The sequence below is a fragment of the Microbacterium horticulturae genome (assembly GCF_029094505.1).
GTDB classification, from domain to species: domain Bacteria; phylum Actinomycetota; class Actinomycetes; order Actinomycetales; family Microbacteriaceae; genus Microbacterium; species Microbacterium horticulturae.
The window spans coordinates 1720823-1736521 of record NZ_CP119108.1; the positions used below are offsets into that span (position 1 = coordinate 1720823).

Here is a 15699-nt window from a genome sequence, read left to right on the forward strand (position 1 = left end):
CCGCGGTGTCGGACGCCCCTGCGAAGATGGAGGCCATGCCCGCCCTGCACCTCGATCCCGACGACATCCGTCGGCGGGCTGAGGGGTACGGGTTCGAGCGGGGCGTCACGTACTTCCGCACCGGGGCCGTCCGGCACGTGTCGTGGGAGGAGGATGCCGGAGTCCTGACGGGCATCGTCGACGGCAGCCGCTCTGCCACATATCGCACGCGGGTCCAGCTGGACTTCGCGCGTCCGGGCAGCCCGATAGTGTCCACCGCCTGCTCGTGCCCCATGCAGGCCGGGTGCAAGCACGTCGTGGCGACCCTCCTCGCCTGGAACGCGCAGACGATGGGAGCGACTCTGCCGCCGGCCTCTGCGCCGCCCGCACCCGTGCCGATCGTCATTCCGCCGGTGGAGACCGGCCCGGTGCCGTCGCCACGAAACTCCGCACGCGAGCCGACCTGGCGCAGCATCCTCGCCCCGGCCCCTCGGCTGCACGGCACGCGATCGCTCGCGCTCGGCGTCGAGCTGCGGCAGCGCGCCGCGCGCGGCCACAGTCGCTGGGCCCCGGCGCGATGGGTCACGGCTACGGCGCGAAGCCTCGCCACCGCCCCCGTCGGGCCGGAAGAGCTCTCGCTCAGCCTGCGGCCGCTCGAGCGCAGCGCATCGACGGGCCGCTGGATCAAGGGGCAGATGTCGTGGGACGCGTTGCGCCGCACGGGCGTCGGCTACGACGCACGACAGGTCGCCTGGCTGCGCGAGCTGCACAGCATCGCGCGGGCGCCGTGGTCGTTCGGCGGGTACGCCAACACGGGCGACTGGATCACTCTCGACGAGGTGACCTCGAGCCTGCTCTGGCCTCATCTCGCCGGCGCAGCCGCTCACGAGATCGAGCTGGTGCCGACAGTGAAGTCGCAGACGGTGCGACTTGCGGCCTCTGGCGAGGTGACGGTGCGGATCGCGCCCGTCGCAGCCGCGCTGACCCTGACGACACAGCTCTCGATCGACGGCGCCGTCGTCGAACCCGATGGCGTCCGTGCGATCGGCGACACCGGCGTATATGCCTACGCGTCACACCGATCGCAGGTGGAGATCACGCTGGCTCCGGCGGCGCTGAGCGACTCCGTGCGCGCGCTCCTGCAGACCCGTGAAGGCATTGTGGTACCGGCCGCCGAGAGAGAGCAGTTTCTTCGCGAGGGGTACCCGAAGCTTGTGCGCCACGCGCCTGTGATGACCGAGGACGTGGCTCTGCCCGAACCCGAGCCGACCCGGCTCGAACTCATGGTGCGGTTCCGCCCGCGCGACACGATCGATTACGTGCTGGAGTGGATCTACCCCGGCGGGGTGCAGTACCCGTACGGGTGGGATGACGCACCCGAGCGCGACGCCGACGGCGAGAGGCCGCTGCGCGCGGCGGTGACCGACGCGTGGTCCGAGGCCGCGGCATCCGGCACCCTCCTCGACATCGAGGCCGCCGAGTTCATCGCCACGGTGCTGCCGCGCCTTCGCGAGATCGACCACCTGCAGGTCGTCACGAAGGGCAAACAGCGCACGTACCGGGAGCTCGAGGGCGACCCCGAAATCGCCGTGTCGACGGTGGAGAGCACCGACCCCGACTGGTTCGACCTCGGCGTGATGGTGACGATCGACGGCCGTCATATCCCGTTCCAGCCCTTGTTCAGCGCGCTTGCGCGTCGCCAGGGCAAACTGCTGCTGTCAGACGGCGGCTACTTCTCACTGAAGCACCCCGCGCTCGACCGGCTGCGCGAGCTCATCGAAGAGTCGGCGGAACTCAATGAGTGGGAGACCGCGCCGCGCATCAACCGATATCAGACGGCGCTCTGGGCCGATTTCGAAGACCTCGCCGACGTCTCGGAGCCGGCGGTGTCATGGCGCGCGACGGCCGAGGGGCTGCGCGATGTCGCCCAGGTCGAACAGACCACCCTGCCGACAGCTCTGCACGCAGAACTGCGGCCCTACCAGAAGGCCGGATACGACTGGCTGGCGTTCCTGTGGCGGCATCGGCTCGGTGGCATCCTCGCCGACGACATGGGCCTGGGCAAGACGCTCCAGACGCTCGCGCTCATCGCCCACACGCGTGAGGCAGGCGAGCAGCGGCCGGTGCTCGTGGTGGCGCCCACCTCGGTTCTGGCGACCTGGCGGGATGAGGCATCCCGTTTCGCTCCCGACCTGAACGTCGCGGTCGTCGACGCCACACGGTCGCGCCGCGGTGCGTTGCCCGACGACCTCGACGTCGTCATCACCTCGTACACGCTGCTGCGGCTCGACGAAGACGAGTTCGCAGCGCGCGACTGGGCGCTCGTCGTTCTCGACGAGGCGCAGTTCGTGAAGAACCCCGCCACCAAGCTGCATAAGGCCGTGAAGAGCCTGCGCGCCGACGCGGTGTTCGCCCTGACCGGAACCCCGATGGAGAACACGCTGGCCGAACTGTGGGCGCTGCTGTCGCTGACGGCGCCGGGGCTGTTCCCGTCGGCACGGCGGTTTCGAGAGGAGTATGTCGGGCCGATCGAGAAGGGCAAGGTGCCCGAGAACCAGGAGGGCGGCCCCTACCGCGCGGCGCGGCTGAAGCGGCTGCGGCACCGTATCCGGCCGCTCATGCTGCGGCGCACCAAGGAGCTCGTGGCCGCTGACCTGCCCGCCAAGCAGGAGCAGCAGCTGTGGGTCGAGCTCGCCCCCGCGCATCGCGCGCTGTACGACACCGTGCTGCAGCGCGAGCGCCAGAAGGTGCTGGGCCTGCTCGAGGATCTCGACCGCAACCGGTTCATCGTGTTCCGTTCGCTGACGCTTCTGCGCATGCTCGCGCTCGCGCCGGTGCTCGTCGACCCCGCGCACGCGCGCATCCCGTCCGCCAAGCTCGACGACCTGGTCGAGCAGATAGCCGAGCTGGCGGCCGAGGGGCATCGGTGCCTCGTGTTCAGTCAGTTCACGTCGTTCCTGCAGCTGGCGGCGGAGAGGTTGGATGCCGCGGGCATCGCGACCGAGTACCTCGACGGCTCGACGCGCCGCCGCGCCGACGTGATCGACGCCTTCCGCCAGGGCGAGGCGCCCGTGTTCCTCATCAGCCTGAAGGCGGGCGGGTTCGGCCTCACCCTCACCGAGGCCGACTACGTCTTCCTCCTCGATCCATGGTGGAACCCGGCAGCCGAGGCTCAGGCCGTCGACCGCACGCACCGCATCGGGCAGACCCGCAGCGTGTTCGTGTACCGGATGATCGCGACCGGCACGATCGAGGAGAAGGTTCTGGCGCTGCAGCAGCGCAAGGCGCGCCTTTTCCGCTCCGTCATGGACGACGACGATCTGTTCGCGAAGGCGCTGTCGGCAGACGACATCCGCGGCCTGTTCGAGGACTGATACTCCCGGCGTTGCCAGGGTCGGGCACAGGAGGCGCCGCGTAGAATCGGGGAGCCATCGATCAGGAGGAGTTCCATGCGGATCACCGGGCTCGGCCACGCCGGGATGTTCATCGAGACCGCCGGCGGCAGCATCATCTGCGACCCGGTCATCGGTCCGAGCTTCTACGGAGCGTGGTTCCCGTTCCCCGACAACCGCGGCCTCGACTGGGAGCGCTTCGGCAAGGCCGACTTCCTGTACATCTCGCACCGGCACCGTGACCACTTCGACCCGCGGCTCATGGAACGGTACATCCGCAAAGACATCCGGGTGCTCCTGCCCGAGTACGCCACCGATGACCTCGAAGACGACATCCGCAAGCTCGGCTACACGAACATCATCTACACCGAGGCCGGGGTGCCGCTCGAGTTCGGCGACCTGAAGCTCATGGTCACGCCGCTGCGCGCGCCCAGCGATGGACCGATCGGCGACTCGTCGCTGTCCGTGGACGACGGCACCGCCAGCATCCTGAACCAGAACGACTCGCACCCGCTCGACCTGGAGAAGCTGCTGAGCTTCTCGAAGCCCGACGCCTACTTCACCCAGACCTCCGGCGCCATCTGGTGGCCGATGGTCTACGACCTGCCGCAGGACGCGAAGCAGAACTTCGCGCGGCTCAAGCGCGACGCGCAGAACAAGCGCGCGATGTACTACATCGAGAAGGTCGACGCCGAGCACGTCTTCCCGATGGCCGGGCCGCCGATGTTCCTTCGCGACGACCTTTTCCGGTTCAACGGGTGGGGCGAAGAGGATGACTCGATCTTCACCGATCAGGCGCAGTTCCTCGAGCACATGGCCGAGCAGCGGCCGGAGCAGAAGGGATACCTGTTCGTGCCGGGCACACAGGTCGACCTGAACCACGGTGAGATCGAGATCTCGCAGACGCTGTACACCGATGAGGAGATCGACCGCGTCTTCGGCGACAAGTGGAACTATCTGGAGGAGCAGCGCGCGTCGCGTCAGCAGGAGCTGCGCGATGAAGAGGCCTCGCGCGCCGCTGTCTTGCCGCCCGCCGAGATGCTCGTGGAACTGAAGGCCTGGTGGGAGCCGATGCTGCGCAAGTCGCGCACGATCCGGTTGGGCGTCGGGGGACCGGTGCGCATGACGATCGGCGATCTCGACCTCGTCGTCGACTTCCCGAAGGCGAAGGTGCGCGAGTATGCGGGGGAGGACTGCGAGTTCTGGTACACGATCCCCGCCGACCTCGTCTCGACGAACATCCGCGACCACGAGATCGACTGGTCGAACTCCATCTTCCTGTCGCTGCAGTTCAGCGCGGGACGCAAGGGCAAGTTCAACGAGTTCATCTACACGTTCTTCAAGTGCCTGTCGGCTGACCGCATCGAGTACGTGGAGAACTGGTACTCGGAGCAGGCCGACACCAGCGAGGACGTGCAGCTCGAGGACTGGATGGTGCAGCGCCGCTGTCCGCACCTGCGCGCGGACCTGTCGAAGACGGGCAAGATCGAGGACGGCGTGCTCACCTGCAGCATGCACGACTGGAAATGGGACCTCGCCACCGGGCGTTGCCTCACGACCCAGGGGCACCCGATCCGGGCTGAGCAGTGCCCGGTGACCGAAGAGGCGCTGCGTCCCGCCGGCTGATCTCCTGCCTGTACCACTTGCAGCTGTGGTGGTACTCTGACGACATGGCGACCACACTTCCACGCATTCAGGTGACGCAGACGCCTGAGCTGGCTGCGGGGCTCGAACTCGCGGCGAAGGAGTGGCCGGGGGCATCCCGGTCTGAGCTCGTCGCGCGACTGGCCGAGGCCGGCACCGAGACTCTGGCGGCACGTCGTGCCGAGCGTCGTGCCCAGCGCCGAAAGGTGCTCGACGAGACCAGAGGCAAGTATGCGAGTGTGTACCCGCCCGGCTATCTGGAAGAGCTTCGTGAGGACTGGCCAGAGTGATCGTCCTCGATGCGAATGTACTCGTTTCCTATTGGGGCGCTGGCGACGCACACACGGAGATGGCGGGCGAAATCCTTGACACCGAAGAGGAGCTCGTCCTGCATCCTGTGACGCTGGCCGAGACGCTCGTGGGCCCCACTCGGGCGAACATCGTGGATGACGCTCTGGCAGACATCGCACGGCTCGGTGTCGAGAGACATCGCGTGACCCTCGACGAACCGCTGCGTGCCGCCCGGCTGCGGGCGACGACACGGCTGAAGCTCCCGGATGTGTACGTGCTCGCCACGGCGATCGAACTCGACGCCACACTGGCGACCTTCGACGAGAAGCTGGCCGCGGCGGCGCGAGCACATGATGTCGCTGTCCAGGGTGTGTGACGGCCACCCGATACACTGGTCAGAGCAAGCAACCTTTAACACCGTCCTGTGAGGCGGAGAAGGGAGCGACGATGAGCACGCGCACCGAGCTGCCACGCGTCGTCTTACAGAGCGCTGATATCCAACGCGCACTGCGAAGGATCTCGCACGAGATCCTCGAATCCAACAGGGGCGCGGATGACCTGGTCATCCTCGGCATCCCGACCCGCGGCGTGAATCTGGCACAGCGCCTTGCCGCGCTCGTCACCCAGGTGAGCGGTACCGAGGTGCCCGTCGGCGCGCTCGACGTCACGATGTACCGTGACGATCTGCACCGGCATCCCACCCGCACTCCGCAGCCCACGCAGATTCCGCCCGGCGGTATCGACGGCAAGACCGTCGTCCTCGTCGACGACGTGCTGTTCTCGGGCCGCAGCATTCGCGCCGCACTCGACGCCCTGCAAGACATCGGCCGGCCCGCCGCGGTGCGGCTGGCGATCCTCGTGGACCGCGGCCACCGAGAATTGCCGATCCGCCCCGACTTCGTCGGCAAGAACCTGCCGAGCGCCAGCGACGAGCGCGTCAACGTGCACGTGGCCGAGGTCGACGGCACCGACGAGGTGACCATCGAATCATGAGGCATCTGCTCGACACCAAGACGCTCTCGCGCGAGGACGCCCTGCAGATCCTCGACGTCGCCGAAGACATGGGCGACACCCAGCGCCGCGAGGTCAAGAAGCTGCCCACTTTGCGCGGCAAGACCGTGGTGAATCTCTTCTTCGAGGACTCGACGCGTACCCGCATCTCGTTCGAGGCCGCCGCCAAGCGCCTGTCGGCCGACGTCATCAACTTCTCGGCGAAGGGCTCGTCGGTCTCCAAGGGCGAGTCGCTGCAAGACACCGCGCAGACTCTGCAGGCCATGGCCGCCGATGCCGTCGTCATCCGGCACAGCGCGTCGGGTGCCCCGCGGACGCTCGCCACCAGCGGATGGATCAGCGCCGGTGTGGTCAACGCCGGCGACGGCACGCACGAGCACCCCACTCAGGCGCTGCTGGATGCCTTCACGATGCGCAAGCGCCGCTACGGCGCCGACAGTAGAGGGCGCGACCTCGAAGGGCTGCGCGTCACGATCGTCGGTGACATCCTGCACTCGCGGGTCGCCCGCTCGAACGTCTGGCTGCTGCACACCCTGGGCGCCCAGGTCACGCTCGTGGCTCCGCCGACGCTGATCCCGCAGGATGTCACGGCGTGGCCTGCCCGCGTCGGTTACGACCTCGACGAGGCCATCGCCGACGCTCCCGACGCGCTGATGATGCTGCGGATCCAGGCTGAGCGCATGAACGCGTCGTATTTCCCCACCGAACGGGAGTATTCGCGGTGCTGGGGACTCGACCCTGAGCGCTTCGCCGCGCTGCCGCGGAGTACGATGGTCATGCATCCCGGTCCGATGAACCGGGGCTTGGAGATCTGCGCGGAAGCGGCGGACTCGCCCCGGTCGACCGTACTCGATCAGGTGACCAACGGGGTGTCCGTGCGCATGGCGGCGCTCTACCTGCTGCTGGCGGGGGAGCGGCCCGCGCCTGTGGACCATGACAGCGACGCGAAGAAGGAGGACGCACGATGACCGAGAGCCTCCTGTTCCGTGGAGCGACGCTGGAAGGTCGCGAGACCGCCGACATCCTCGTCGCAGACGGTCGGATCGCCGAGGTCGGCACCGGGCTGAGCGATGCCGGGGCGCGCGTCATCGACGCCGCAGGGCTCATCGCCCTGCCCGGCCTGGTCGATCTGCACACCCACCTGCGCGAGCCCGGGTACGAGGCATCCGAAACCGTCCTCACCGGCTCGCGTGCCGCCGCGGCCGGCGGGTACACCGCGGTGTTCGCGATGCCCAACACCTCGCCGGTCGCCGACACCGCGGGCGTCGTCGAACAGGAGCTCGCGCTCGGCGAGGCCGCGGGCCTGGTCAGCGTGCAGCCGATCGGCGCGGTCACCGTCGGGCAGAAGGGCGAGCGGCTCGCCGAGATCGGCGCCATGGCGGCCTCCCGCGCTCGTGTGCGGGTGTTCAGCGACGACGGCTTCTGCGTCTGGGACCCGCTCATCATGCGCCGCGCGCTCGAGTACGTGAAGGCGTTCGACGGCGTCATCGCGCAGCACGCGCAGGATCCCCGCCTGACCGAGGGCGCCCAGATGAACGAGGGGACCGTCTCAGCAGAGCTCGGCCTTGCCGGCTGGCCCGCGATGGCCGAGGAGTCGATCATCGCCCGCGATGTGCTGCTGGCCGAGCACGTCGGCTCGCGCCTGCACGTGTGCCACCTGTCGACGGCCGGATCGGTCGACCTCATCCGGTGGGCGAAGAAGCGCGGCGTCGACGTGACGGCCGAGGTCACCCCGCATCACCTGCTGCTGACCGAGGACCTCGTACGCGGCTACGACGCGCGCTTCAAGGTCAACCCGCCGCTACGGCGCGACGAAGACGTGCAGGCGGTCCGCGAGGGCCTCGCCGACGGCACGATCGACATCGTCGCCACCGATCATGCCCCGCACCCCGCCGAGGCGAAGTCGTGCGAGTGGCAGGCCGCAGCCAACGGCATGGTGGGCCTCGAGTCGGCGCTGCGCGTCGTGCACGCGGCGATGGTTCAGACCGGGATGCTGGGCTGGGCCGATGTCGCACGCGTGATGTCGCGCACTCCGGCGCAGATCGGCCGGCTGGCCGGTCACGGTCGCCCGATCGCCGCAGGCGAGCCTGCCGAGCTCACGTTCTACGACGTGGCGGCGGGTTCGGTGTTCGAACGCTCCGATCTGCGGGGCCGCAGCGTGAACTCCCCGTACCTGGGCCGTGAATTGCCCGGTTCGGTGCGCTGGACCGTGCACGCGGGACGGCTCACCGTCGCCGACGGCGCAGTGAACGAGGAGGTACCGGCATGACCCGTGAGGGCGCCCTGCTCATCATGATCGCGATAGCAGTCGTGCTGCTCGGGCTCATGGCGTGGGGCTGGTACCGACGAACGAAGCGCGACGCGGAGCCGCTGACCGCCGTCCGCGACCTGCCTGCGGGCACGTCCGTGATCGCGGGCTACGACGGCCTCTACGTCGCGACCACCCGGCACGGCGAGCCGCTCGAGCGGATCGCCGCCCCCGGGCTCGGTTTCCGCTCTCGCGCCGACATCACGATCGCCACCGCCGGCATCGCCCTCGACATCCCGGGGCAGCAGCGTCTGGTCATTCCTGCCGAGCGCATCACGGCCGTCGCCCTCGCGACGGTCGCCATCGACCGCGTCGTCGAGAAGGACGGGCTCGTCTGCGTCAGCTGGCGCACCGACCCGGGCACGACCGTCGACACCTATCTTCGGGCTCGCGATGCCTCGTCCGCCGCACTGGTCGACAGCATCCGCCCGCTCATCCACGATTCCCGGACAGGATCCGCCGCATGACCCTCACCACCGACCCCGCCGTCCTCGTTCTCGAAGACGGCACCCGCCACCGCGGCCGCGCCTACGGCGCCCGCGGCACCACCCTCGGCGAAGTCGTCTTCTCCACCGGCATGACCGGCTACCAGGAGACCCTCACCGACCCGTCGTACGCCGGCCAGATCGTGCTGCAGACCGCACCGCACATCGGCAACACCGGCATGAACGACGAAGACCCCGAGTCGCGCCGCATCTGGGTGGCCGGCTACATCGTGCGCGACCCCTCTCGCGTCGTGTCGAACTGGCGCGCGAACACCTCGCTGGACGCCGCTCTCGACCAGGAGGGCATCATCGGCATCAGCGGCGTCGACACGCGCGCCGTCACCCGCCACATCCGCTCCGCCGGCAGCATGCGCGGCGGCATCTTCTCGGGTGATGCCGCATCGCTCGATGCCGATGAGCAGCTGCGCATCGTCCGCGAAGCCCCGCAGATGGCCGGCCAGAACCTCTCGGCGCAGGTGTCGGTGGATGCCGTGACCGTCGTGCCCGCGCGCGGCGAGCGCATCGGCAGCGTCGCGCTCATCGACCTGGGCATCAAGCAGGCGAGCATCGAGAACCTCGCGAACCGCGGGTTCGACGTGCATGTGCTGCCGCACGACGCCACCTACGAGCAGGTCCGCGACTCCGGCGTCGACGCGGTGTTCTACTCGAACGGCCCCGGCGACCCGGCCACGGCCGACGAGCAGGTGACCCTGCTGCGCCGCGTGCTCGACGATCGCACGCCGTTCTTCGGCATCTGCTTCGGCAACCAGCTGCTCGGTCGCGCACTCGGCTTCGGCACCTACAAGCTGCCGTTCGGCCACCGCGGCATCAACCAGCCGGTGCTCGACAAGCAGACCGGTCGTGTCGAGATCACCGCGCACAACCACGGGTTCGCCGTCGACGCGCCCACAGACGGCGCCGTCGAGAGCCCGGCCGGCTACGGCCGCGTCGAGGTCAGTCACGTCGACCTCAACGACAACGTCGTGGAGGGCCTGCGTGCCCTCGACATCCCGGCCTTCTCGGTGCAGTACCACCCCGAGGCCGCCGGCGGACCACACGACGCCAACTACCTCTTCGACCGCTTCCGCGACATGGTCATCGCGCACATCGACTCCCAGAAGGCAGGCAACTGATGCCCAAGCGCGACGACATCACCTCCGTCCTGGTCATCGGGTCCGGCCCGATCGTCATCGGCCAGGCCTGCGAGTTCGACTACTCCGGCACCCAGGCGTGCCGCGTGCTGCGCGCCGAGGGCGTGCGCGTCATCCTCGTCAACTCCAATCCGGCGACGATCATGACCGACCCCGACTTCGCCGACGCGACCTACATCGAGCCGATCACTCCTGAAGTGATCGAGACGATCATCGCGAAGGAGAAGCCCGACGCGATCCTGCCGACGCTGGGCGGCCAGACGGCGCTGAACGCCGCAATGGCGCTGTACGAGCGGGGCATCCTCGCGAAGTACGATGTCGAGCTGATCGGCGCCAAGCCCGACGCCATCGAGAAGGGCGAGAACCGGCAGATCTTCAAGGAGCTCGTTCTGGAAGCGGGAGCGGATGTCGCCGCCAGCGTCATCTGCCACACGATGGACGAGCTCATCGAGGGGGCCGAGAAGCTCGGCTACCCGCTGGTGGTGCGCCCGAGCTTCACGATGGGCGGCCTCGGCTCCGGCTTCGCGTACGACGAGGAAGACCTGCGTCGCATCGGCGGCGCAGGGCTGCACGACTCGCCCACGCACGAGGTGCTGCTCGAGGAGTCGATCCTCGGCTGGAAGGAGTACGAGCTCGAGCTCATGCGCGACGCGGCCGACAACACGGTCGTGGTCTGCTCGATCGAGAACGTCGACCCGGTCGGTGTGCACACCGGCGACTCGATCACGGTCGCTCCGGCACTGACGCTCACCGACCGCGAGTACCAGAGTCTGCGTGACATCGGCATCGAGATCATCCGGCGTGTGGGTGTCGACACCGGCGGCTGCAACATCCAGTTCGCCGTCGACCCGGCCACCGGCCGCATCATCGTCATCGAGATGAACCCGCGCGTGTCGCGCTCCTCGGCGTTGGCGTCGAAGGCCACCGGCTTCCCGATCGCGAAGATCGCAGCGAAACTGGCTATCGGGTACCGGCTCGACGAGATCCCCAACGACATCACGAAGGTGACGCCGGCCAGCTTCGAGCCGACCCTCGATTACGTCGTCGTCAAGGTGCCGCGCTTCAACTTCGAGAAGTTCCCGGCTGCCGACACGACGCTCACGACGACCATGAAGTCGGTCGGTGAGGCGATGGCGATCGGCCGCAACTACACCACCGCACTGCAGAAGGCGCTGCGGTCGCTCGAGAAGCGCGGGTCGAGCTTCCACTGGGGCGACGAGCCCCGCACGGTCGACGAGCTCGTCGAGTTGTCGAAGCGGCCCACCGACGGTCGCATCGTGCTCATCCAGCAGGCGCTGCGCAAGGGCGCCACGGCCGAGCAGCTGTTCGACGCGACGGCGATGGACCCGTGGTTCCTCGACCAGATAGTGCTCATCAACGAGGTCGCCGAGGCGGTGCACGCCGCGGAGGAGTTGGATGCCGACACGCTGCGCCTGGCGAAGGACCACGGCTTCAGCGACGCCCAGCTCGCGCAGCTGCGGGGCCTTTCCGAGACAGAGGTCCGCGGCATCCGCCACGGGCTCGGCGTGCGTCCGGTGTACAAGACCGTGGACACCTGCGCGGGGGAGTTCCCGGCGCTCACGCCGTACCACTACTCCAGCTACGACGCCGAGACCGAGGTCACCCCGTCCGACCGCACCAAGGTCGTCATCATCGGCTCTGGACCGAACCGCATCGGGCAGGGCGTCGAGTTCGACTACTCGTGCGTGCATGCGTCGTTCGCCCTCGCCGACGCCGGCTTCGAGACGATCATGGTCAACTGCAACCCGGAGACGGTCTCGACCGACTACGACACGAGCGACCGCCTGTACTTCGAGCCGCTGACCCTCGAGGACGTGCTCGAGGTGCTGCACGCCGAGGAGCAGTCGGGCAGCATCCTGGGCGTCATCTGCCAGCTCGGCGGACAGACCCCGCTGGGACTGGCCAAGGGCATCGAAGACGCCGGGTACACCATCCTCGGCACCCAGCCCGCGGCCATCGACCTCGCCGAGGAGCGCGGTCTGTTCAGCGGCATCCTCGACGACGCCGGCCTCGTCGCCCCCCGCCACGGCACCGCCATCGACGTCGAGGGCGCGGTTCGCGTCGCCGAAGACATCGGCTACCCCGTGCTCGTGCGCCCGAGCTTCGTGCTCGGTGGCCGTGGCATGGAGATCGTCTACGACACCCCGAGCCTGCGCGACTACTTCGTGCGCATCGGCGAGGCGGCGATCATCGGCGAGGGCAAGCCGCTGCTGGTCGACCGGTTCTTGGACGACGCGATCGAAATCGACGTCGACGCGCTCTACGACGGCACCGATCTGTTCATCGGCGGCATCATGGAGCACCTCGAGGAGGCCGGCATCCACTCCGGCGACTCCAGCTGCGCACTGCCCCCGATGAGCCTTGGACGCACCGAGATCGACCGGGTGCGCGAGGCGACCCGCGGCATCGCTGCGGGCGTGGGCGTGCGCGGTCTGCTCAACGTGCAGTTCGCCGTGAGCGCCGGGGTCCTCTACGTGATCGAGGCCAACCCGCGCGCGAGTCGCACGGTGCCGTTCGTCTCGAAGGCGCTGGGCACCCCGCTGGCGAAGGCCGCCGCGCGCATCATGGCCGGCACGTCGATCGCCGAGCTGCGCGAAGAAGGCCTGCTGCCGGCATCCGGTGACGGTTCGACCGTTCCGCTGCAGGCACCGGTCGCCGTGAAGGAGGCCGTACTGCCCTTCAAGCGGTTCCGCACCGCTGAGGGTAAGACCGTCGACTCCGTGCTCGGCCCCGAGATGCGCTCGACAGGCGAGGTCATGGGCTTCGACCGCGACTTCCCGACCGCGTTCGCCAAGAGCCAGGCGGCCGCATACGGCGGGATCCCGCGTTCGGGCACCGTGTTCATCTCGGTGGCCGACGATGACAAGCGGGCGGTGATCCTGCCCGCGCACCGGTTGCGCCAGCTGGGGTACACACTGGTGGCCACCGAGGGCACCGGCGAGATCCTCGCGCGCAACGGCATCGATGTGACCGTGGTCAACAAGTACAGCCAGACGCTGGAATCGGGCGACCGCAACGTCGTCGATCTGATCAACGCCGGCGAGATCGACATCGTCGTGAACACCCCGAGCGGCATGTCGGCGCGCGCCGACGGCTACGAGATCCGCGCCGCGGCGGTCGCCGCCGACAAGGCGCTGTTCACCACGATCGCGACGCTGGGCGCAGCGGTCAGCGCGCTCGACGCGACCGGCGACGGCTTCGAGGTGCGCAGTCTGCAGCAATACGCGACAGATCGCGCGGAGGTGCTGGCGTGACGAGCTTCGGCGAACGGCTGCAGACTGCAGTCGCCAGCCGCGGACGGCTGTGCGTCGGCATCGATCCGCACGCCGAGCTCCTGGAGGCGTGGGGGCTGGATGCCACCGCCGCCGGCGCCCGCGAGCTCGGGCTGCGGGCGGTCGAGGCCGCGGCCGGCCGGGTCGCGGTGGTCAAGCCGCAGGTGGCGTTCTTCGAACGACACGGCGCGGCCGGGTTCTCCGCGCTGGAGGACGTGATGCGGGCGGCACGAGACGCCGGTCTCCTGGTGATCGCCGATGCCAAGCGCGGTGACATCGGGTCGACCATGCGTGCGTATGCCGAGGCGTGGCTCACACCTGGGTCGCCGCTCGAGGCCGACGCGCTCACGGTGAGCCCGTACCTGGGTGCCGCCGGCCTTGCCGCCACGGCGCAGCTGGCCGCCCGGCACGGCAAGGGCCTGTTCGTGCTCGCTGCCACCAGCAACCCGGAGGGCGCCGCCGTTCAGCGGTCGACGATCGCATCCGGCGTGCCGCTGGCGGCCGACATCGCCGCGCGGGTGCGAGACTGGGATGCGGCAGCTCCCGGCTGGCACGCGTTCGGCGTCGTCATCGGTGCGACCGTGGCCCGTGCCGACTTCGGCCTGACCGACGACCTGCTGCGCGACGTTCCGGTGCTCGCTCCCGGCTTCGGCGCGCAGGGCGCCCGGCTGGCCGACGCGGCCGGACTGTTCGGTGCTCTCGCACCGCATGTGCTCGCGAGTGCGAGCCGCAGCATCCTCTCCGCCGGTCCTGCGGGACTGGCGCAAGCCATCGATAACCATGTGAGCGAGTTGGAGGCCTGATCCGTGGCTGACGCCAAGCATCCCCCCGAGGTCGACCGGGTGGCCGCATCGCAGAAGGCGATCGCGGCCCGCCGTGCGCGGGCGAGTCTGAAACGCGACCTGACCATGCGGGTGATCGCCCCGCAGACGGTGGTCGCACGGGCGATCGAAGACCCGACGTCGGCGGCGGGGACGCTGCGGATCACCGACTTCCTCACAGCGCTGCCCGCGATCGGCGAGGGCAAGCGCGACCGGATCCTCGCGCAGCTCGAGATCTCCCCGGTCAAGCGCCTGGGCGGCCTCGGGATCCGGCAGCGCCGAGCGCTCGGGGTGTGGCTCGACGGGCGGTTCCCACAGCCCGGGCCGCGCAGCGGTCGCAGTCGCCTCCTGGTGCTGGCGGGGCCCACCGCCGTCGGCAAGGGCACCGTCGCGGCGGCCGTGCGGGAGAATCACCCCGAGATTCTGCTCTCGGTGTCGGCGACGACGCGGCCGCCACGGCCCGGCGAGGTCGATGGCGAGCACTACTACTTCGTCGACGACGCGGCGTTCGACCGGATGGTCGAGCGCGGCGAGCTGCTCGAGCACGCCACCGTGCACAACAAATACCGTTACGGCACGCCCCGCATGCCCATCGAGCGCGCGCTCACACAGGGTCGCACCGTGCTGCTCGAGATCGATCTGCAGGGTGCGCGCCAGGTGCGTGACGCCGAGCCGTCTGCGACGCTGATCTTCTTGCTGCCACCGAGCTGGGATGAGCTGGTGAGCCGGCTCGTGGGACGCGGCACCGAAGACGCGGAGGAGCGCAGTCGGCGCTTGCGCACGGCGAAGGGCGAGCTGGCCGCACAAGGTGAGTTCGACTACCACATCGTCAACGACGAGGTCACCCGCGCCGCCGCAGAGGTCGCCGCGCTCGCGCGCTGATCCTCCGTGCCGGCGTCACCGGGTAGACTGGGAGACCGCGCGCCCGCGCGCTTCGACTTGCGCACCCGACGGTGCGGCATCCGTGCTCAATCAGGAGGTTTCCCATGGCCGGAACGAACCAGGGCATCATCGAGCCCCCCATCGACAGTCTCCTCGAGAAGGTCGACTCGAAGTACCAGCTCGTCATCTACGCATCCAAGCGGGCGCGTCAGATCAACGACTACTACTCCGACCTGCACGAGGGCAACCTCTTCGACAACGTCGGGCCGCTCGTCGACTCGACCGTCGAAGACAAGCCGCTGACCATCGCGCTGCACGAGATCCACGAAGACAAGCTCCGCCTCCGTCAGGCCGAGTAGTCATCCATCGTCATCCAGAGCCCCCGGCGCCGGCCATGTCGGATGCCGGGGGCATACTGGTGCCCATCCGCCTTCATCTCTGG

General features: G+C 68.9%; 13 protein-coding genes. All 13 read left to right on the plus strand.

What is annotated here, in order from left to right:
- Positions 1-35 precede the first annotated feature (35 nt).
- The 13 genes from PU630_RS08225 to rpoZ all read left to right on the plus strand — a co-directional run bounded on the left by PU630_RS08225 (position 36) and on the right by rpoZ (position 15616).
- Complete coding sequence (locus PU630_RS08225) at positions 36-3353, plus strand: DEAD/DEAH box helicase (RefSeq protein WP_275279881.1); 3318 nt, start codon at positions 36-38, stop codon at positions 3351-3353.
- A 75-nt stretch (positions 3354-3428) separates the two neighbouring features.
- Positions 3429-4997 (plus strand): Rieske 2Fe-2S domain-containing protein, encoded by a 1569-nt coding sequence (locus PU630_RS08230; protein WP_275279882.1) that lies wholly within the window; start codon positions 3429-3431, stop codon positions 4995-4997.
- A gap of 44 nt (positions 4998-5041) precedes the next feature.
- Positions 5042-5305 carry a hypothetical protein gene (locus PU630_RS08235; RefSeq protein ID WP_275279883.1) on the plus strand — a complete coding sequence of 88 codons (264 nt, stop codon included), beginning with the start codon at positions 5042-5044 and terminating at the stop codon, positions 5303-5305.
- A gap of 59 nt (positions 5306-5364) precedes the next feature.
- Entirely contained in the window at positions 5365-5682 is a 318-nt protein-coding gene (locus PU630_RS08240) for a type II toxin-antitoxin system VapC family toxin (protein ID WP_275279884.1), read from the plus strand.
- 71 nt (positions 5683-5753) lie between these two features.
- A complete protein-coding gene (pyrR, locus tag PU630_RS08245) occupies positions 5754-6299 on the plus strand; it encodes a bifunctional pyr operon transcriptional regulator/uracil phosphoribosyltransferase PyrR (RefSeq protein WP_275279885.1) in 546 nt (181 codons plus the stop codon).
- Positions 6296-7285 (plus strand): aspartate carbamoyltransferase catalytic subunit, encoded by a 990-nt coding sequence (locus PU630_RS08250; protein ID WP_275279886.1) that lies wholly within the window; start codon positions 6296-6298, stop codon positions 7283-7285. The genes pyrR and PU630_RS08250 overlap by 4 nt, the downstream gene beginning before the upstream one ends.
- Entirely contained in the window at positions 7282-8586 is a 1305-nt protein-coding gene (locus tag PU630_RS08255; RefSeq protein WP_275279887.1) for a dihydroorotase, read from the plus strand. The genes PU630_RS08250 and PU630_RS08255 overlap by 4 nt, the downstream gene beginning before the upstream one ends.
- Complete coding sequence (locus PU630_RS08260) at positions 8583-9092, plus strand: PH-like domain-containing protein (protein WP_275279888.1); 510 nt, start codon at positions 8583-8585, stop codon at positions 9090-9092. Before PU630_RS08255 ends, PU630_RS08260 begins: the two co-directional genes overlap by 4 nt.
- Positions 9089-10243, plus strand: a complete 1155-nt coding sequence (gene carA, locus PU630_RS08265; protein ID WP_275279889.1) for a glutamine-hydrolyzing carbamoyl-phosphate synthase small subunit — start codon at positions 9089-9091, stop codon at positions 10241-10243. Before PU630_RS08260 ends, carA begins: the two co-directional genes overlap by 4 nt.
- Complete coding sequence (gene carB, locus PU630_RS08270; protein WP_275279890.1) at positions 10243-13536, plus strand: carbamoyl-phosphate synthase large subunit; 3294 nt, start codon at positions 10243-10245, stop codon at positions 13534-13536. The genes carA and carB overlap by 1 nt, the downstream gene beginning before the upstream one ends.
- Positions 13533-14357 carry an orotidine-5'-phosphate decarboxylase gene (gene pyrF, locus PU630_RS08275; protein WP_275279892.1) on the plus strand — a complete coding sequence of 275 codons (825 nt, stop codon included), beginning with the start codon at positions 13533-13535 and terminating at the stop codon, positions 14355-14357. Before carB ends, pyrF begins: the two co-directional genes overlap by 4 nt.
- A 3-nt stretch (positions 14358-14360) precedes the next feature.
- Positions 14361-15257, plus strand: coding sequence for a guanylate kinase (gene gmk, locus PU630_RS08280; RefSeq protein WP_275279893.1), 897 nt, complete (start codon positions 14361-14363; stop codon positions 15255-15257).
- A gap of 104 nt (positions 15258-15361) precedes the next feature.
- Complete coding sequence (gene rpoZ, locus PU630_RS08285) at positions 15362-15616, plus strand: DNA-directed RNA polymerase subunit omega (RefSeq protein WP_275279894.1); 255 nt, start codon at positions 15362-15364, stop codon at positions 15614-15616.
- Positions 15617-15699 lie beyond the last annotated feature (83 nt).